This is a genomic window from Methylomonas subterranea (assembly GCF_024505185.1).
GTDB classification, from domain to species: domain Bacteria; phylum Pseudomonadota; class Gammaproteobacteria; order Methylococcales; family Methylomonadaceae; genus Methylomonas; species Methylomonas subterranea.
This window is the reverse complement of sequence record NZ_JANIBJ010000054.1, coordinates 1-17855: the sequence shown is the minus strand read 5'-3', so window position 1 is coordinate 17855 and position 17855 is coordinate 1. Positions and strand designations below refer to the sequence as shown.

The following is a 17855-nucleotide window of genomic DNA, read 5'->3' as shown; positions in this document are numbered from 1 at the left end:
GCCGCCGAAAACAGCCGCCAGGTACCCGTTGATTCCGGCAAGGACGGGTCCTTCATCGCGGACGCACGGTTGGTAAGGGTTGACGGACAGCCGCGCTGGCTGGTGGAGGACAGCAAGGGCTTGCGTTTTTCGCTGTCCGCTATCGACGGTAGCATAGTGAACGTGTCGCCCGAGCAGGCCCTGCGGATTGCGGAGCACTGGTATCAGGCCGAACAAACCGGGGTTTCCGGCCTGACCTATTTGGAAACCGTGGACAATCCGGTGATTCTGCGTAATCAGAACGCGCTACGGCCTTTTCACCGGATTGCCAACTTTTCCGGCGGGGAGTTACTGATTTCCGCGCGAACCGGGGAGGTACTACATGCATCCACACGCATGGATCGGGCGCTTTACTATGCCGGAAACTGGATACATTTGTTTAAACCGTTGGAAGCCTTGGGCTTGGGCGAAATTCGCCATGATGTGCAACTGTGGTCCGGGGCGGCGGCGACCATTGCCTGCGTGACCGGACTGATCATCGGCTGGTTGCGTTGGCGGCCCGGATTCGGCGGCAAACCGACCTATTCGCAAGGCCGCACCCAGCCATATCGCGAATTCTGGTTCAAGTGGCATTTCTGGACCGGTTTGCTCGGCGGTACGGTAGCGTTGGGCTGGGCGCTGAGCGGATTTATAGACACCAATCCCGGCAAGCTGTTTTCGGCGGGCAACCCGGATCGCGCGGAATTAAGCCGCTTTCAGGGCGATGGGCTGCCGGATGTCATGCGCGACTGGCGGCCCGAGCCATTGGCGCCAATCGAGGGCAGCGATATCGTCGAATTGAATTGGCGCCGGCTAAGCGATGAGGCGGTGCTGGTGGCGCATGGCCGGGACGGCCGGCGTCTGCCGCAATCGGTTGATGGCGCCGCGACAAGCTTCAGCAAGCCGGCATTGATGGCGGCGGTGCAACGTTTGGTCAAGGATGCCGAAATCGTCGGCCAGGAGATTCTGACCGATTACGACAGTTACTATTATCCGCGCCATCATCAAGGCTCGGTTGAAAAACCCCTGCCCGTGGTGACTGTGCAACTGGCGGACGAGGGCGCCACCCGCGTCTACATGGATCCGCTGGACGGCAGGGTTTTGGCGAGATTGGACGATAGCCGCCGGGTATACCGCTGGTTGTACTCCGGTCTACATCATTGGGATTTTGGTTGGTTGTATTATCGGCCTATTTGGGACGCATGGATGCTGACTTGGGTTGGTTTCGGCCTGGTGCTGGGGGTCAGTTCGGTGGTAATTGGCTGGAAGCGCCTGAAAAAAACCTTCGCCCCTAAGAAAAAACGCGCTACGCGGGGTGGGCGTGTCGTCGAGCCGGTGTTGGCGGCCGAGTCGGCCGGTGATTGAGCCGCGTCCGGGATCGCGGATTAGGAATGGCCGCGTTCCTGGCCAATGAACTGTTTTTTAATCAATTTTGGAGTGCAACAACATGGGTTTAAGTCTTCCGCAACTGTTGGTGGTATTGAGCATCGTCATCGTATTGTTCGGTACCAAGCGTCTGCGAACGGTGGGTGCCGATCTGGGCGGCGCGATCAAAGGTTTTCGGAACGCGGTCAAGGACGGCGAGCAAGCCGATACCCTGGCTCAGCGGAAACCGGCCGAAACGGAACTGTTGAGTCGCGAGCGAAATCAATCCGGAGTTTGAGTAAAACTATGTTCGATGTCGGATTCTCGGAGCTATTGATGGTCGGCACGGTGGCCCTGTTGGTGATCGGCCCGGAAAAGCTGCCGAAAGTGGCCCGCCTGTCCGGTTTCTGGCTTGGCAAGGCGCAACGCGCGGCGGCGGGGATCAAGGAGCAAATCAGTCAGGAACTGCATGCCGAGGAATTACGCCAACAATTGGCCGCCTATCAAAATCCGGACAATCTTGAAGACCGGGTTGCGGCCCTGTTGGAAGTCGATTCGGCTCTGGATGCGATTGCGCCGGATCGGAGTTTGGCTGAGGAGACTGAAAATCATCAAGTCCTAGCGCGGTCGGATAGCACTATCGGCTAGTTACTGAACCAGTGGCTGGTTTTATGTGTAACTGGGTTACTCCGCAAGATGATTAACAAAACTTCGGACCTGATTCTGGCTGGATGCGGCCTTTTGAGTTTGCTGATGTTTGATGTGACTATCGATGTGGTTCTAAGTGTGCTGCATGGGGTATTTGAATTATTGCATTTCTGTTTCGAATGGTTCGAAATGGGAGTCGAGCATGCGGTGGAGCATTTGTTTCATACCTCTCGCCACGGCAGTCAGATTATCACCTTTTACCTATTGATGGCGCTGGCCGGCTGGATTGGCTACAGGTTGTGGCGGATTTTGCGTCGATTATTCAAAACGGCGGTCGACTCCGCGCGGCAAGCCTGGGAGCGTGGGAAAACCGCGGGTCGAATTTATTGGCGATCTCTAAGCATGGGGGGTAAGCTGAAGTTGTGCTCTTCCGTTATCAGCGCGGCCTACTTGGCAAGTTTTTTTTGTGATGTGATGCGGTAGCGCCCCCGATTCGGCGGCGGCGATGGATCAGGCCACATCCTTTTCAGTGAATTTACCTTGTTTGCCGGGTAGCAAGCCGTAGTGGTTTAGTTTATGCCGCAGGACATTTCGGCTGATATCCAGCATGCGAGCGGTTTGCACCTGGTTTTTTTCGCAATATTCGAAGGCGGAACGAATTACGGTTTCTTCAATGACTTCAAACAATTTCGGCGGTGCTTGCTCAAACAGGCGATGCAACGCTGTTTCCAGCGAGCTGGTGGATATGGAGTTGGCTTGTTCGGAAATCCTGACGCCGGATAGTTTGAAATCCTCCGGGCGCAAAACGTTGCCGGGGCAAATCAACAAGGCCCGGTGCACGGCGTTTTCCAGTTCGCGAATGTTACCGGGCCAATCATAGTTCAACAATACATGCATGGCGGCCGGAGACAATGCCACTTCGGCATAACCCAGACGCTCGGCATACATCTTCAGGAAATGGTGGGTTAGCGGCAGAATGTCCCCCGGCCGTTCGCGTAACGGCGCCAGTTGAATCATGGCCACGTTGAACCGGTAATACAAATCGGCCCGGAAATGTTGGGCAGCTACGGCTTCTTCCAGGTTGACGTTGGTGGCGGCTATGATGCGCACATCCACAGGCACGGGTTGCCTGGAACCCACTTTGACTACCTCGCGTTCCTGCAGTACTCGCAGCAATTTGGCCTGCAGAGCCAAGGGCAAATCCCCCACTTCGTCCAGAAACAAACTGCCTTTGTGAGCGGTTTCGAACCAGCCTTCCTTGCTGGCCAACGCCCCGGTAAAAGCGCCTTTTTCGTGGCCGAATAATTCGCTTTCGATCAGATTTTCGCTGAGCGCGGCGCAGTTCAACGCACCGAAAGTGTTATTTTTGCGCGAACTCAAGGCGTGAATATGTCGCGCTACCAATTCCTTACCGGTGCCGGTTTCGCCTATGATTAGTACCGTCGCATCGCTAGGTGCGATGCGCTCCATTTGTTCCAGCAAGTGGCGCGATACCGGGTCCTCGAACACCAAGGCGGTTGCCCTGACCGAGAGCGCCAAGGACCGCGAGAGTTTTTCGTCGAAAGTCAGCAGCGAAGATGCTTGCCCTGCTGTCGGATCGTTGGAGTAAGGTTTGAAAACGGTATTCATGAGGCAGCCACCCAGTTGGTATTCAAGTGAATTCGGAATTAAAAGTGTCTCGACCAGCCGATTCGGGAAGAACATTTCTGCTCCATGCTGTGTCCGCCATGGTCATGGGTAAAGTAGCCATGGGGTCCGGCGCTAAAAAGCATTTCTGCCGGCGAGGCAATCAGGGTAGCCCTTTGCTGAGCGCGGCATATCGACTTGCGCGGTTCCAATGATTGTTTAATTACAACTCAATCATACTTTGTCTCGCCCTCACTAATAAAACGTTAATTTTCGATTCCTAAATCGAAAATAAGAATATTGATGGTGCCGGTGATTTTTAGCTAATGATTGCAAAATCAAGCGCTTGACACCGTGGGTTTATTCTAAGAAACTCTGAACCGACAATCGTTTGCTGACCGGACAACCGGAAGCCGGAGTACCCTGTTGGGTCTCCGGCTTTTTTTTGTCTACTTACTTTCTTTAAGGACTCTCATATGCCGCACTGGTATCCCGACAACTCGCAATCCATCGGCAACACGCCGCTGGTCAGACTCAACCGCATCACGGAAGGTGCGCCGGCCACGGTGCTGGCTAAAATCGAAGGCCGCAATCCGGCGTATTCGGTCAAATGCCGCATCGGCGCGGCGATGATCAATGACGCCCAGCAGCGCGGCGTGCTGGGTGCCGGCAAGGAAATCATCGAACCGACCAGCGGCAATACCGGTATTGCCCTGGCCTTCGTTGCCGCCGCCCGGGGTATTCCGCTGACCTTGACCATGCCGGACACCATGAGCCTGGAGCGGCGCAAGCTGTTGGTGGCCTACGGCGCCAAATTGGTGTTGACGGAGGGTGCCAAGGGCATGAAGGGGGCCATCGCCAAGGCCGAGGAAATCGCCGCCTCCGATCCCGAACGCTATGTATTGCTGCAACAGTTTAAAAATCCCGCCAACCCCCGGATACACGAACAAACCACCGGCCCGGAGATCTGGCGCGACAGCGACGGCGCCATCGATATTCTGGTCTCCGGCGTCGGCACCGGCGGCACCATTACCGGCGTGTCGCGCTATATCAAGCAGACCCAGGGCAAGCCCATCGTGTCGATTGCGGTGGAACCCGAGGCCAGTCCGGTGCTGACTCAGAGCCGGGCAGGGCGGGAAATTGCTCCCGGCCCGCACAAAATTCAGGGCATAGGCGCGGGTTTCGTACCCGATGTGCTGGATATGTCCCTGATCGATGAGATCGAGCAGGTCGGTAACGACGAGGCCATCGCCTATGCCCGCCGTCTGGCGCGCGAGGAGGGAATTTTGGCCGGTATTTCCTGCGGAGCCGCCGTGGCGGTGGCGGTCAGGGTGGCCAAGCGGGCGGAACATGTCGGCAAGACCATCGTCGTGATACTGCCCGATTCCGGCGAGCGCTATTTGAGTTCGGTGTTGTTCGAAGGCCTGTTCGATGCCGCGGGGGGCGCTGTATGAACGAATTTTTAGGGGGCTGGGGTGTCGACGCATTGGTTGAAAAACTCAGAACGCTAAGATTGCAATCGCTGGAAAACAGGCATAGGCGCGAGCATCCGCCCAAGTTGCCGTCCAAAAAAATCCTCGGTGAAATCGTCGACAATCTGGGTGCGGTGCTGTTTCCGAATCGCTTGGGCTTGCCCGATCTGAACGATGAAGGCATCGATTATTTTGTCGGTCACACGCTGGATACTCTGCTGAAACAATTGAATCGGCAAATTGCGCTGGAATTGAAATTCGTAGCCGAACAACAAGGCTTGTCCGCCGATGTCTGGCAGCAGTCACAGGGCATTACCCGCGCCTTCGCCGAACGCTTGCCGGCAATTCGCGGGCTGATCGACAGCGATATTCAAGCCGCTTACGAAGGCGATCCCGCCGCCGGCAGCCCGGATGAAGTGTTGATTTGTTATCCCGGTATCACGGCGGTCATACACCATCGGGTTGCCCATGCCTTGTATCGTTTGGGGGCGCCCTTGGTGGCGCGGGTGATAGCGGAAATCGCGCATTCGGCGACCGGTATCGACATCCACCCCGGTGCGCAAATCGACGAAAGCTTTTTTATCGATCACGGTACCGGTGTCGTGATCGGCGAAACCGCCATCATCGGCAAGCGGGTACGCCTCTATCAAGCCGTTACCTTGGGCGCCAAGCGCTTTGCCAAGGATGAAAACGGCATGTTGGTGAAAGGCAATATCCGCCATCCCATCGTCGAGGACGAGGTGGTGATTTATGCCGGAGCGACGATTTTGGGCCGTATCACCATCGGCAAAGGCTCCACAATCGGCGGCAATGTCTGGCTAACGCATAGTGTTCCACCGGGCAGTCACGTCAGCCAGGCGCAAGTCAGGAGTGAATTATTTGACGGCGGCGCGGGTATTTAGCTCGCCTGCCGGGTTGTCCGGCCATTTATTTTGGCTATTTTTTTAAAAAGTTTTAAATCGAAAAAAATCACAACGAAGCCGCGCCTTAATCAGTCGTCCGGATGAAATAGGCAATAAATCAAGGTGATAGCTATGTTTGGGGAGCTGGAAATATTGGGTGCGGAGATATAAATCGTTTTAAGGCATACTATTATCGAAATATTGCATGACAAAATAGTTGCCCTGCGCTTGAGCACTTGACACTTGCGCCAGCCAGCACTTATTTTATGCCAACACCAATTAGCTGACCGGACCACCGGAAGCCAATGTGCCGTTAGTTGCGGCCATTGGCTTTTTTTTTGGCCAGCACTTTGGGTTTATCTAACATCATTACTCCACCTTCACCAAGGGTACGTACCATGACCGACATTCATCAAGCCCATACCGCGTTAGGCGACGTTGCCGCGCGCACCTTATCGAACGCTACCAAAACCGTGCCCATGATGGGCACTATTACGCCGCGCTGGCTGGTACACCTGTTGCAATGGGTGCCGGTGGAAGCGGGTATTTATCGTGTCAACAAAGTAAAAAGCGAAACCAGTATCGCCGTCGATTGTTCCAGCCTGGACGAACGCGTGTTGCCGCAAACCTTTGTCGATTACGAAGAGTGGGGCCGTGAATACCGCTTGAACGCCGTCAACACCGTGCTGGATGTGCATACCCGGGTCGCGGATTTGTACAGCAGTCCGCACAACCAAATCCACGAACAGTTGCGATTGACTATCGAAACCGTCAAGGAGCGTCAGGAAAGCGAATTGATTAACAATGCCGAGTACGGCCTGTTGAATAATGTCGCCGAGTCGCAAAAAGTTAAAACCCGCAAAGGTTCGCCGACGCCTGACGATCTGGACGAACTGATCGCCCGCGTTTGGAAAGAGCCCGGCTTCTTCCTGGCTCATCCGCGCGCCATCGCCGCCTTCGGCCGCGAAGCCACGCGCCGCGGTACACCGCCGCCAACTGTGTCGCTGTTCGGTTCGCAGTTTTTGACTTGGCGCGGTCTGCCGTTGATTCCGACCGACAAGTTGAAAATTACCAATGGCAAAACCAATATCCTGTTACTGCGCACCGGTGAAAGTCGCCAGGGCGTGGTGGGTTTGTATCAACCTAACTTGACCGACGAATTGAGCATGGGCTTGTCGGTACGCTTCATGGGCATCAACCACAAAGCGATTGCTTCTTACCTGGTTTCATTGTATTGCTCGCTGGCGATATTGACCGAAGACGCCATTGGTGTGTTGGAAAACGTCGAAGTGGACAACTACTATGACTACACATAATGACGGCTTGTCGGCGCTGGCACAGCAGGCGCTCGGTGGCGGCAGCGCCCCGGCGGGCTTGCCCGATCCGGATGAGCTGACGCGCTTGGCAAATCAATATTTTCGGTCATTGCCGAATGACGCCGACGCCATCGATAAGGTACCGCATTCGGCGGCATCGTCAGTGCCGCTGCAGTCCGTACCGTCGGGCTTCGACAAGCGTCCCGGTGTCGATGAGCGGGCATTGGTTGGGCTGGCGCAGCCCAATTACGGCTCGCCCGCGGACGTCATCGATTCGGTACCGCCGTCGGCTGCGTCGGCCGTGCCGCTTGGCACCGCCCCAACCGGTTTCAATAGAATTCCCGCTACCGATGAAAATGCATTGTCGGCGTTGGCGTCCCGCGGTTTCGGTCTGCCCGGCGAATCCGAGCTGAAGCAGGCGCTGGTCAACTTGCCTGGCGGTTTGAGTAAATCGGCGCCCGACATTGGCGGTCCGTCGTTCTATTTTCTGAGCGATCTCGCCGAAGTGGGTAAACATCCGCAATTAGCCGCGTTGGCGTCGACGCATCCGCCGTTTGATGTGCATGCCGTGCGCCGCGATTTTCCGATACTCAAGGAACGCGTCAACGGCTATCCGTTGGCCTGGCTGGATAATGCCGCTACCACCCAGAAACCGCAAGCGGTGATAGACAGGATTGCCGAGTTCTACAAACGCGAAAATTCCAATATCCACCGTGCGGCGCACGAACTCGCCGCCCGCGCGACCGACGCTTACGAAGGAGCGCGCGACATTGTTGGCCGTTTTCTGAATGCCTCTTCATCCAGCGAAGTGGTGTTCGTGCGTGGCGCCACCGAGGCCATCAATCTGGTGGCAAAAAGCTGGGGCAAGCAATACATTGGCGAGGGCGACGAAATTGTCATCAGCTGGCTGGAGCATCATGCCAACATCGTACCCTGGCAACAATTGTGCTCTGAAACCGGCGCCGTATTGCGGGTGATGCCGGTTGATGAATGCGGGCAGGTAATCTTGTCCGAATATCAAAAGCTGTTGAGCCATCGTACCAAATTGGTGTCGTTTACCCAGGTATCCAATGCCTTGGGAACCATCACGCCGGCGCAAGAGATCATCGAAATGGCGCATCGGGTTGGCGCCAAGGTGCTGCTGGACGGGGCGCAATCAGTGTCGCATATCAAGGTGGATGTTCAAGCCCTGGGTTGCGATTGGTTCGTATTTTCCGGTCACAAGATCTTCGGGCCGACCGGGATTGGCGCGCTGTACGGCAAGGCCGATGTGCTGGCGGCAACCCAACCTTGGCAGGGTGGCGGCAACATGATAGAAGATGTGACCTTCGAGAAAACTATCTATCAGCCCGCGCCCGCCAAGTTCGAGGCCGGTACCGGCAATATCGCCGACGCGGTGGGTTTGGGCGCGGCGTTGGAATATCTGAATCGCCTCGGCATCGAAAACGTCGCCCGCTACGAGCATGAACTGCTGGAGTACGGCATGCACGCGTTGCGTAGCATTCCCGGCGTAAGGCTGATCGGAACCGCGGCGGAAAAAACCAGCGTCATGTCTTTTGTGTTGGCTGGCTTTAGTACGGTTGAAGTCGGCAATGCCTTGAATGATGCCGGTATCGCGGTTCGAGCCGGTCATCACTGCGCGCAACCGATACTGCGCCGCTTTGGCCTGGAAGCGACGGTACGGCCTTCATTGGCGTTTTACAACACTTACGAGGAAATCGACAGGCTGGCAAGCGTGGTCAAGCGCTTGCAATGCAGTGCTAAATCGTTTTCCGTTTGAGCCGGTTAAAACCTAGCGCGAGCCCGGCTCGCGCTAGGTTTACTTCAATCATAAAAATACGCTACGTACGGTTCGATCAGTTGTTTTGGCTGTGGACGGAAGCGATGCAAACTCATCTTGTTGCGGAGCGATCCGTTCAAAATAACGGCCTTGCACCAAACCAAACCCGGCCTGCCGCGCTAGCACGGCATTGCGTTTCTCCTCAATGTCGAACAAAACGGTTCTGCCATTCAGCGAGTTGACCAGACGCCCGATCTTCTGCAAATTATCCAACTTCCGATTGTCGCGGAATTGATCCAGGTCCAGCGCGGACAAGCCGACGAAATCCGGCGCTACCCTGGAGATGAAATCGTTAACGGCCTTGTCATCCGCCGGATACTCCAAACCCAAATTCAACCGGTAACCGCGATTCTGGTAATTTTGCAGGCCTTTTAACAGCAGCGGATAAAAATGCGTGTAGTCCCGGCCGATTTTCAAACCGATGACCACGCGGTCGGTCTCCAGGCCGCATTTTATGATGACTTCCTCGAAATAAGCCCCATGGTCTTCCTTGACGCCCAGGATATGGCGTGGATCGACCTCGAGGAACAAGAGTTCGTCGAGATGCGTTTGCGGCAAGTAATTCAGCATATGCACGGTACGGGACAAACGGTCGAAATTAATGATCGATGCCTGATCCTCCATGGGTTCCGGGTTGGCGCTTACCAGATGTTCAATATCGCAGCGTTGCGCGGGCGACAGCGGATTGCTGTCGACGCACAACTGCGCGGTATAGCCGGTAACGTTTGAGGTGCGTAAGGTCTCGCGGATCGGCAATAGTCGGGTCCCTATCCGAATGGAACCGAACAAGCCGATGACGCTGCCGGACTGCAGAAGGAAGGGCCTGAGGCGGTTGTTGTGTTCCTGTTCCAGACGGTCGTTGAAATATTCCACTAATTGTTGCAAAGGCATCGTCTGCGCTCCTTTATGCTATGTCGGTCAATTGCGTGAGCAAGCAAAAAAACGGCGGGATGATTAATCCCGCCCAAATGACATCCGTATCGGTAAGTTAGGAGATTCACTTTATCCTTGAGAACACTCATGAAAAAATCGCAACTCACTTGGGTAGCATAATAAGACCTGGTGAATGACAAATAAAACGATATATGTAGATTTTGTTATGACTTATAGGCATAAATGATTTTTCGTCAACTCTGGATTGATTCCAGTGGATAAAATTACTGTATCGATTGCGTGATTTTTTCTTTGAATGTTGCATTCATTTCGGCCAGCTTATCGGCAATCAGGTAGAAGCAGGTGCAAAACGGCGTGCAAAACTTATCGGGGTCCTGGGGAAAAAACGTTGAAAAGTTTCCACCTCAGGTTGTTAAATGGCCGGCATTTTGCCGGAGAACCCTGGAGTGATAAAAATGCAAGTCATACCCAAAATCAGGCGGCTGCACTTTGTTGAGAAGGTCGCCATCAGCGACTTGGCGAAACAGTTCAATTTGCCCCGACCCTCGATTCGCAAATGCCTCAAAACGGTCGAAGAACTGGTCTATCCCTCCCATCAGCATCAATCGTATTTGAAACTGGATGGCAATTGACGGCGTCGTGGCGACCGATGCAGCCTTGTCAGGCGAAAACCGCAAGCGCAGCGCCCGACGCTTGCATAGCTAAGCCGACCGGCGGGTTGTGGCCGATCTCGACGTGTGCAGTGTAACGATAACTTGGTGTTTTGGCGTTCTTGTCATCCACAGTATGGAAGGCTAACCAGATGGCTGTTTCGTTTTGGTGTTGCATTCTTCTACGCAAAATAATCGGCTGAGCTTGAATAGAGTGGAGGCCGAACATGAAACAAATGCAAGCCAGAGAAGCGATTCCCGTTTCCATCAATATCCGCGCTAAAGGCCAGGCAACCGGATATGATCGAATAAGCCGCTGAGCGTCCAGGCCGCAGTCGATCAGACTTTATGTTGGAAGCCGCCTGCTAGATCAGGCATTTTTCGCAGTCGATGAAGGCGCATTTGCACAATTTCAAGCGTTGCTCGATCAACCCTTGCCACCGACCGATAAGCTTCGCCGGTTACTTAAGACCAAGGCACCTTGGGATAAATAACTGCTCTAAAGCTGTCGCCTCCAGAACCGATCACGTCAGATCATCAGTTGGTGGATTTTGATTGCGGGGAATATGTCGCTGAAATGATTGACTTAAAAACACGCACTTAAAACCCCATAGAGCGGCAGCTTCACATTGCTTTGGTCTGTCTGCCGGTGCAATCAGCCATCATGCTTCGCCTAAAGCCATGCGACGTAACATGCCCAATCCTTTGCCTGTATTGCTGCTCGGCCGACTGGCTGTCGACAAGCGTTATCAACCAAGGGATTGGGAAAGCGCTGTTGCGCGACGCAATGATACGGGTAGCCAATGTCTCGGGGGGATTCGGGTGTATTGGCTATATTGGTACATGCTTTGTCAGAATAAGCCAAACAAATTTATCTTTAACAGGGATTTTTGGAGTCACCTTTACAAGCAATGATCTTGATGATGACGTTAGAGACAGTTCGGGATATTTTGGCGGAACCTTGCTGAGAATTCATTTATAGCGTTAATGACGCCGGCTCCTTGTGTACTGAGTGGCAAAATGCCTTGATTAACCAACAAATGAAGAGAGTGCCATCTGAAGTCAAAAGCTTCGGCGAGCCAATTGCGGCCCGAAGCGCAAGAAGAAGCCGACAGGCTATACGGCTTTCAGCAATCTCACATGGGTATTTTGAATATGCCGGACACGGTAAAATGGGTAAATCAACTGCTCGACAAGGTCCGTTGAGCGCCAGCGACGCAGGCCGGTGTAGCTTGACGGGCCGCATTATGCCGGCCGGCGGGAAAGGAATACTCGGGGTGACCCCCGCCGTTTCCGGGCTCCGCTATGCCAAACCGTACATAAATACCGTCGGCAAAAAGGCAAGTAGGAAAATCGCGGTTGGCATTCCCTCGCCAGCATTGGCATGCGCTAATATTCCATCAACCAGGTACGCGCTTTTTCGATGTCTTCAGGCCCGAAATACTCAATAGGGAACTCCCGAAAGCCTTTGCCGGTAAACAACAAAGCCAAGTCTTGCCATTTCCGCTCGCCGACCAGCGCCATCTTGTTGATATAAGGATCGCTCTGGCTTTGAAACGAGACGTCCTCCCAATCGCTGGCTTTATCCCAGCCCTGAAAATCCTCGCACAGTACCAATAACCGAATTCCGCCCTCGCGGCCGATGATGGCAAGCAGCTCTTTTTGTACCGTGCTCAGTTCGGCCTGGGTGAGCAGGCCGCTGATCCGGCTTGTTACAATACCGTTGAAATTGCTGATGATTTCCGCGCTCATAAATGATGTCCTCGAATGGGTTGTATTGTCCGGTCATTAGCCGGGATTGGATTCCTTCAGCCAGGAGAGAAATAACTTGTAGCCCAACGCCAGCACCACGGCGCCCACGAAAAGTCCGATGATCCCGGAAAACAGCATGCCGCCGATGGCTCCGATGAAGACCACGGCCATCGGCAAATCCAGGCCGCGCCCCATCAATAACGGTTTGAGCACGTTATCGATCGCACCCACGCCCAGCATCCAGACCATGAAGACCGTGGCGGTCAGGGTATCCTGATGGGAGAAAGTGTAAATGATGCTGGGCAAAATCAGAATGACGGTCGGCAGCTGCGCCACGGCAAGAAACAGGCAGAACACAGTCAGCAGTCCCGCCGCCGGCATGCCGGCCAGGAAAAACGCCACGCCCGCCAGTAAGGCTTGGATCAAGGCCACCCCCAAAATCCCGCGCGCAACGCCGCGTATCGTAGCGATGCAAAGCTCGGTCCATTCCTCGCCCTTGCTGCCGGCCAGCCGCCGGCCTATCGCCAATGCCAAGCGATGGCCGCTGTCGCCGTTGATCAGCAACAAACCGCAGATAACGACCGAAACTAGCAATTGCAGAATGGCCATGATCACCATGGCGCCGGAAGTCAGCAGCCATTTGCTGGCCTGCTTCAGTTGCGGCGCAAAGGTTTTGACTGCTTCCCCGAAATTATTGGCGGTCAGTTGCCAAAAATTGAACAGCGGTTCGCCGATTAGCGGCCAAGCAGCGACTTTTTCCGGGGGAGGCGGAATGTTGAGTTGATTTTGTTGCAGGCTGTCCGCCAACTCCCGAACATTCTCGCCGATGATGCTGGCCAGAATGCCGCAAGGGCCCAGGATGATCAGCAATAACAAGCCGGTCACCAAAGCCGCCGACAGTTTTTCACGCTCGCCCAGCCATGCGGTCAGTTTTTGATGCAACGGGTACAGCGCCACGGCGATGATCACACCCCAGGCCAGGGGATTGATAAACGGCTTGGCGATATGAAAACACCAGTTCAGCAGCACGAACAACAAACCAATTTTCAGTGCCGCCTCAACGGCGCGATGGGAAAAGTCTTCAGGCTTCATGATTTGCGGCTCGTGCGGCATGGCGTATTCCGGTTCAAAGATGAGAAACTCAGGGTAAAAACGCGGCGTCCTTGAGTTTGGGCATTTGTACACCTTACTCCGCCCCGACCATCCAGCCGCCACCCATCGCGCGATATAACTGTATCAAAGCGTTAAAGGTATCGCTATGCGCCTGTACCCATTCGATTTGACCTTCGTAATATCAATGGCGCAATTTTCTTTTTACTGCAACGCTAACCGCCACACTCAAGGTCGTTACCGTTTTTGTTGGCGTCGGCAGAAAAATCGGGGGTTGATGGAGTGCATTTCGGGTGGCATGGTTTTAATCTCGGCAACTACGCCGGTGTATTCAATACCGCATCAGCCGCCAGCAACGCGGAAACGCTGACTCCCGCGACGCCCCCGCCCGGCCGAGACCAGTGTCCGGTATGGAATAGTCCCGGCAGAACTCCGCGCACGCCGGGACGATTGGGGCCGATTTGTTCGGGGCTGGCGGCAAAGCCGTAGGCCGCGCCCTGTCGATTCAACGTGTAACGCTCCAGGGTGCGGGGTGTGCCGGATTCCACAAACAACAAATGATCACGCAGGCCGGGGAAAAAACGCTCGGCCTTTTTCAGCAAGCGCTGTTCGAATGGCTTTTTCGCCTGCCGCCATGATTGGCCGATGTCGAATGGGCACAGGGTGGTCAGCAACATGATATGTTGGCCGGCGGGTGCTAGGGATGGGTCCGTCAAGGACGGCAAAGTGGCGGAAAACCAGTTGAAATCGCCGTCGAGGTTGGAGGCGTAAGCTGCTTCGTGATCTAACGACTCGAAGAAAAACGATTCGTGGCTATGGTGGGCCATGGGCAGATCGGTGGCGACATAGCTGACGAAAATTGAAGTGGATGGACTTAATTCATTCAATCTGTCGAAGTGATCCTTGGGTAAGTACTCCCTGCCTAGCAGTAGTTCGGCGGTTTGCAGGGCATCTGTGTTGGAAACTACGCTGGATGCGCGGATAAGCTGACCATTCTCCAACAATATACCGGCGACCTTGCCTTGATTTACTACAATCCGTCGAGCGCTGGCATTTAGCAAAACCTCGCCGCCATGTTTTTCCACGGCTGCGGCCAATGCATTGGCGTAATTCTGGAAACTGCCTCTGCAATAATAGCCTCCCTCGTAAGTGTAGCCGGCCATCATGCAGGCCCAATATAGAAAGGATAGTTGTGCCGGCGGCAAGCCCAAATAGGGCCACAGTGATGCGCAGAGGCTTTTAAGTTGCGGGTCGCTTAAAAACTCGTCCAGGGCGACATGCAGACTGGTGCGGCGGTAGCGAAACAAATTCGCCAGCGCCGTTGCGGGCGAAATCCTTGTCTCGCGGCCCTGTTCCAGAACGGTTTCGGCCAGCATGGCTTCTTCCGCCAGCAATTTACAAAGCCGGATCAGTGCGAGCAGATTATCTTTTTCCTTGGGGAAGTGTTCGCATAAACCTTCGATAAAGTCGGATTCTCCCGCTCGCAGGCTGATTTCAAGCTCCGGGTAAACCGCTCGCGCGTAGCTTTTAAGCGGAATAAAAACTTCTCGTGGTTCGATGCCGACTGTCGTGCAGATTTGATAAATACTGCTGCCGTTTCGGTAGCCTCGCGGCCCGCAACCACTGACCAAATGCACCCCCGAGTCGAAATGGAAGCCGCGCCGCTTGAAGCTGTGGGCATAGCCACCGGGTCTGTCGTGACGTTCAACCAGTAACACGGATTTGCCGGCTTTCGCCAGCAATGCCGCGGTGCTCAAACCACCAATGCCCGCGCCTATCACGATTACATCGTATGTCTCGTGTCTTGATTCCTGTTGAACACCGCGCATGACAGACTGAAATTAATCAAAAGGGATGGGCAGGGTAGCAGATTGACTATCGGCTCACAAACTTACCGAGTGAGGTGGAGCGAAATTATAGGTAAATTCAGTGGCTTGTTTTAGTCGGATTCTGTTAGGGGAGGCACTCGGCAAAAATTTAGAGTTTATTGGCCGGCGGGATTTGTTCATTTTTTAGAAGGTAGCAAAAATTTATTGATGCTTGGTTCGCTTATTTTGCGCTGACTCCGTGGAAAGCCGGTTGTTTGTGTGATGCCTTTGTTTTGCAATGAATCAAGATTGGGTTGGTAAAATCACAATCGGGTTGATAGTTAATTTTCAATTTTTTGCAGATTTAAAGATGCTTTTGTTAAGTCTCCGGGGCGGTGTGGCGAAGGAATTGTTTGTAAAAACCACAAATGGAGTTAAGCTAGCATCTAGGTTATGTCGATATGTGCGAAGCGCAGTCGCTAAACCTAATCCGACAATGAAAATTGAAAAGGGGAAACACGATGAAAAATTTTTTAGTTGTTTTGATTTTGCTGCCTTTAAATGTCGTCGCCGCGCCAGTTAATGTAAATCAGGCCGATGCCGAAACCATTTCCAATGCGTTAACCGGCATCGGACCTAAGAAAGCGCAGGCAATCGTGCAATATCGAACCGAGCACGGAAATTTCACAACCTTGAAGGAATTGGAAAACGTTAGCGGGATTGGCGAAAAAACCTTAAAGGCAAATGAAAAAGACATTCTGTTTACGGACGCTTCAACTGATCAGCCGAATAGCGCGCCAGTTAGTAAGTAAGTACAATAATAATTTTCATATATATCGCCGGTGCTGCTGTCGGGATTGAAGCGGCACCAATCGATTCGATCCACCCGATAACATTTGTAGGAATGCAAAAGTCTCAGTGGGCAAGATGGATGCTAACCGCTTGCTCAAAACAGTTGCGGGCATTGACATATATCCTCTTTCTATCTTACAGTTATGGACGCATCACGAGTATGTGACAAGCCTAGCAGATTACGGCAGTGAGCTAATCGGCTAATACAAATAATAAAACTTTCGGAGCACATCACATGGCAAGACCATTAATTCAAATGGCGTTGGACTCTTTGGATTTCGACCAAACCGTAGCATTGGCGGATCAAGTAGCACCTTATGTCGATATTTTTGAAATCGGCACCCCTTGCATCAAATACAACGGCATCAATCTGGTAAAAGCGCTGAGACAACGTTACCCCGACAAACTGTTGCTGGTTGACCTGAAAACCATGGACGCCGGCGAATACGAAGCGGGCGCTTTCTACGCGGCCGGCGCGGACATCTGCACCGTATTGGGCGTATCTGGTCTGGCGACTATTGCCGGCGTTATCAAGGCAGCGAAAAAACATGCCGCCGAAACTCAAATCGACTTGATCAACGTAGCCGACAAAGCGGAATGCGCGAGAGAGTCCGTGAAATTGGGCGCTCAAATCGTCGGTATTCACACCGGTCTGGACGCGCAAGCGGCTGGCCAAACGCCATTCGGCGACCTGAACGACATCGCGCGCCTGGGTCTGGGTGTACGCATCTCCGTGGCTGGCGGTATCAAGCAAGCCACCGTACAACAAGTGGTTGAAGCCGGCGCCAATATCATCGTGGTCGGTGCGGCTATCTACGGCGCGCCTTCTCCAGCGGAAGCCGCGCGTGAAATTCGCGAATTGGTAGACGCAGCGGCGGTATAAGTCATGCATCAAGAGTTAGTCATCAACAAAATTTCAAGTATTCTTGAAGCGACTCCCGACGGCCACGATAAAGCTCTGGTCGATATGTTGGACCAGGCTAAAAGAATCTTTATTTCCGGTGCAGGACGGTCGAAACTGGTCGGTAACTTCTTTGCCATGCGTTTGATGCACGGTGGCTATGATGTCAGTGTGGTGGGTGAAATCGTTACGCCTAGCATCAAGGCCGGTGATTTGCTGATCATTATTTCCGGTTCCGGCGAAACAGAGCAGTTGATTGCTTTCACCAAGAAAGCTAAAGAGATCGGAGCGAAAATTGTCCTGATTTCCGCAAAAGACGATTCGACCATAGGTGATATGGCCGATATCACGCTGCAAATCGGCCGGTCCGAACAATACGGTAAAGTCAAGGGTATGCCCATGGGGACCGTGTTTGAACTATCGACATTGCTTTTCTTGGAAGCGACTATCTCGCATGTGATCCATGACAAGGGGATCGAAGAAGAAGTAATGAGATCCAGACACGCTAACTTGGAATAAAGGCTTCAGGCTCGCCTTCGCTTGAAAGCGGGCCTGTTCAACTTTTGATATCAAGGTGTTACCGAATCCGGCAGTCTAGTTAAGAGTGTGGTTTTGGTTGTCCTTGCCATTCACCGAGCCTCAGCATAACGATGTTTGGAGACGCAAACGTCGAACCTAAAACAAATTATAAGGAGACAAAC

General features: G+C 53.6%; 19 protein-coding genes. 13 read left to right on the top strand and 6 right to left on the bottom strand.

What is annotated here, in order from left to right; genetic code table 11:
* The 4 genes from NP590_RS19305 to NP590_RS19290 form a co-directional block, all read left to right on the top strand.
* A partial coding sequence (locus NP590_RS19305; RefSeq protein ID WP_256604353.1) for a PepSY-associated transmembrane domain-containing protein occupies positions 1-1383 on the top strand: 1383 nt, incomplete at its 5' end.
* An 82-nt stretch (positions 1384-1465) separates the two neighbouring features.
* Positions 1466-1681: a Sec-independent protein translocase subunit TatA gene (locus NP590_RS19300; protein WP_256604351.1), complete on the top strand. Its 216-nt coding sequence runs from the start codon at positions 1466-1468 to the stop codon at positions 1679-1681.
* Positions 1682-1689: 8 nt separating this feature from the next.
* Positions 1690-2031: a Sec-independent protein translocase protein TatB gene (gene tatB, locus NP590_RS19295; RefSeq protein ID WP_256604350.1), complete on the top strand. Its 342-nt coding sequence runs from the start codon at positions 1690-1692 to the stop codon at positions 2029-2031.
* Between the two features lie 48 nt (positions 2032-2079).
* Positions 2080-2514 carry a hypothetical protein gene (locus NP590_RS19290; protein WP_256604349.1) on the top strand — a complete coding sequence of 145 codons (435 nt, stop codon included), beginning with the start codon at positions 2080-2082 and terminating at the stop codon, positions 2512-2514.
* 27 nt (positions 2515-2541) lie between these two features.
* Here the strand turns inward: NP590_RS19290 and NP590_RS19285 are convergent, their stop codons facing one another.
* Positions 2542-3660 carry a sigma-54 interaction domain-containing protein gene (locus NP590_RS19285; protein ID WP_256604348.1) on the bottom strand — a complete coding sequence of 373 codons (1119 nt, stop codon included), beginning with the start codon at positions 3658-3660 and terminating at the stop codon, positions 2542-2544.
* A 473-nt stretch (positions 3661-4133) separates the two neighbouring features.
* Between NP590_RS19285 and cysK the strand changes: the two genes are divergently transcribed.
* The 4 genes from cysK to NP590_RS19265 all read left to right on the top strand — a co-directional run bounded on the left by cysK (position 4134) and on the right by NP590_RS19265 (position 9127).
* A complete protein-coding gene (gene cysK, locus NP590_RS19280) occupies positions 4134-5111 on the top strand; it encodes a cysteine synthase A (protein WP_256604347.1) in 978 nt (325 codons plus the stop codon).
* Positions 5108-6031 (top strand): serine O-acetyltransferase EpsC, encoded by a 924-nt coding sequence (gene epsC, locus NP590_RS19275; protein ID WP_256604346.1) that lies wholly within the window; start codon positions 5108-5110, stop codon positions 6029-6031. The genes cysK and epsC overlap by 4 nt, the downstream gene beginning before the upstream one ends.
* Positions 6032-6429: 398 nt before the next feature.
* Positions 6430-7347, top strand: a complete 918-nt coding sequence (locus NP590_RS19270; protein WP_256604345.1) for a family 2A encapsulin nanocompartment shell protein — start codon at positions 6430-6432, stop codon at positions 7345-7347.
* A complete protein-coding gene (locus NP590_RS19265) occupies positions 7334-9127 on the top strand; it encodes a family 2A encapsulin nanocompartment cargo protein cysteine desulfurase (RefSeq protein WP_256604344.1) in 1794 nt (597 codons plus the stop codon). Before NP590_RS19270 ends, NP590_RS19265 begins: the two co-directional genes overlap by 14 nt.
* Positions 9128-9175: 48 nt before the next feature.
* Here the strand turns inward: NP590_RS19265 and NP590_RS19260 are convergent, their stop codons facing one another.
* Entirely contained in the window at positions 9176-10078 is a 903-nt protein-coding gene (locus NP590_RS19260) for a hypothetical protein (RefSeq protein ID WP_256604343.1), read from the bottom strand.
* A gap of 458 nt (positions 10079-10536) precedes the next feature.
* On the opposite strand from NP590_RS19260, the gene NP590_RS19255 reads away from it, so the two are divergent.
* The gene (locus NP590_RS19255) at positions 10537-10713 is read left to right on the top strand and encodes a hypothetical protein (RefSeq protein WP_256604342.1); all 177 of its coding nucleotides are present in this window, start codon (positions 10537-10539) and stop codon (positions 10711-10713) included.
* A 28-nt stretch (positions 10714-10741) separates the two neighbouring features.
* Here NP590_RS19255 and NP590_RS19250 read toward each other — a convergent pair whose 3' ends face one another.
* Positions 10742-10999: a hypothetical protein gene (locus NP590_RS19250; protein ID WP_256604341.1), complete on the bottom strand. Its 258-nt coding sequence runs from the start codon at positions 10997-10999 to the stop codon at positions 10742-10744.
* 70 nt (positions 11000-11069) lie between these two features.
* On the opposite strand from NP590_RS19250, the gene NP590_RS19245 reads away from it, so the two are divergent.
* Complete coding sequence (locus NP590_RS19245; RefSeq protein WP_371927336.1) at positions 11070-11225, top strand: type II toxin-antitoxin system TacA family antitoxin; 156 nt, start codon at positions 11070-11072, stop codon at positions 11223-11225.
* Between the two features lie 895 nt (positions 11226-12120).
* Here NP590_RS19245 and NP590_RS19240 read toward each other — a convergent pair.
* From NP590_RS19240 to NP590_RS19230, 3 genes are all read right to left on the bottom strand, one after another.
* Entirely contained in the window at positions 12121-12483 is a 363-nt protein-coding gene (locus tag NP590_RS19240) for a SpoIIAA family protein (protein ID WP_256604338.1), read from the bottom strand.
* 36 nt (positions 12484-12519) lie between these two features.
* Entirely contained in the window at positions 12520-13596 is a 1077-nt protein-coding gene (locus tag NP590_RS19235) for an AI-2E family transporter (RefSeq protein ID WP_256604337.1), read from the bottom strand.
* A gap of 314 nt (positions 13597-13910) precedes the next feature.
* The gene (locus NP590_RS19230) at positions 13911-15422 is read right to left on the bottom strand and encodes a phytoene desaturase family protein (RefSeq protein ID WP_256604336.1); all 1512 of its coding nucleotides are present in this window, start codon (positions 15420-15422) and stop codon (positions 13911-13913) included.
* A gap of 500 nt (positions 15423-15922) precedes the next feature.
* Here NP590_RS19230 and NP590_RS19225 point away from each other — a divergent pair, with 500 nt between their 5' ends.
* From NP590_RS19225 to hxlB, 3 genes are all read left to right on the top strand, one after another.
* On the top strand, positions 15923-16213 hold the full coding sequence (locus tag NP590_RS19225; protein WP_256604335.1) for a ComEA family DNA-binding protein: 291 nt from the start codon (positions 15923-15925) through the stop codon (positions 16211-16213).
* A 275-nt stretch (positions 16214-16488) separates the two neighbouring features.
* On the top strand, positions 16489-17136 hold the full coding sequence (hxlA, locus tag NP590_RS19220; RefSeq protein WP_256604334.1) for a 3-hexulose-6-phosphate synthase: 648 nt from the start codon (positions 16489-16491) through the stop codon (positions 17134-17136).
* A 3-nt stretch (positions 17137-17139) separates the two neighbouring features.
* On the top strand, positions 17140-17673 hold the full coding sequence (hxlB, locus tag NP590_RS19215) for a 6-phospho-3-hexuloisomerase (protein WP_256604333.1): 534 nt from the start codon (positions 17140-17142) through the stop codon (positions 17671-17673).
* The last annotated feature ends 182 nt before the right edge of the window (positions 17674-17855 follow it).

Coding starts and splice junctions, on each gene's coding strand:
- NP590_RS19240 (WP_256604338.1), bottom strand. CDS start 12,483: ATGAGCGCGGAAATCATCAGCAATTTCAACGGTATTGTAACAAGCCGG.
- NP590_RS19255 (WP_256604342.1), top strand. CDS start 10,537: ATGCAAGTCATACCCAAAATCAGGCGGCTGCACTTTGTTGAGAAGGTC.
- tatB (WP_256604350.1), top strand. CDS start 1,690: ATGTTCGATGTCGGATTCTCGGAGCTATTGATGGTCGGCACGGTGGCC.
- epsC (WP_256604346.1), top strand. CDS start 5,108: ATGAACGAATTTTTAGGGGGCTGGGGTGTCGACGCATTGGTTGAAAAA.
- NP590_RS19250 (WP_256604341.1), bottom strand. CDS start 10,999: ATGGAAACGGGAATCGCTTCTCTGGCTTGCATTTGTTTCATGTTCGGC.
- NP590_RS19285 (WP_256604348.1), bottom strand. CDS start 3,660: ATGAATACCGTTTTCAAACCTTACTCCAACGATCCGACAGCAGGGCAA.
- NP590_RS19265 (WP_256604344.1), top strand. CDS start 7,334: ATGACTACACATAATGACGGCTTGTCGGCGCTGGCACAGCAGGCGCTC.
- NP590_RS19270 (WP_256604345.1), top strand. CDS start 6,430: ATGACCGACATTCATCAAGCCCATACCGCGTTAGGCGACGTTGCCGCG.
- NP590_RS19300 (WP_256604351.1), top strand. CDS start 1,466: ATGGGTTTAAGTCTTCCGCAACTGTTGGTGGTATTGAGCATCGTCATC.
- NP590_RS19230 (WP_256604336.1), bottom strand. CDS start 15,422: ATGCGCGGTGTTCAACAGGAATCAAGACACGAGACATACGATGTAATC.
- NP590_RS19235 (WP_256604337.1), bottom strand. CDS start 13,596: ATGCCGCACGAGCCGCAAATCATGAAGCCTGAAGACTTTTCCCATCGC.
- NP590_RS19260 (WP_256604343.1), bottom strand. CDS start 10,078: ATGCCTTTGCAACAATTAGTGGAATATTTCAACGACCGTCTGGAACAG.
- NP590_RS19290 (WP_256604349.1), top strand. CDS start 2,080: ATGATTAACAAAACTTCGGACCTGATTCTGGCTGGATGCGGCCTTTTG.
- NP590_RS19225 (WP_256604335.1), top strand. CDS start 15,923: ATGAAAAATTTTTTAGTTGTTTTGATTTTGCTGCCTTTAAATGTCGTC.
- hxlA (WP_256604334.1), top strand. CDS start 16,489: ATGGCAAGACCATTAATTCAAATGGCGTTGGACTCTTTGGATTTCGAC.
- cysK (WP_256604347.1), top strand. CDS start 4,134: ATGCCGCACTGGTATCCCGACAACTCGCAATCCATCGGCAACACGCCG.
- hxlB (WP_256604333.1), top strand. CDS start 17,140: ATGCATCAAGAGTTAGTCATCAACAAAATTTCAAGTATTCTTGAAGCG.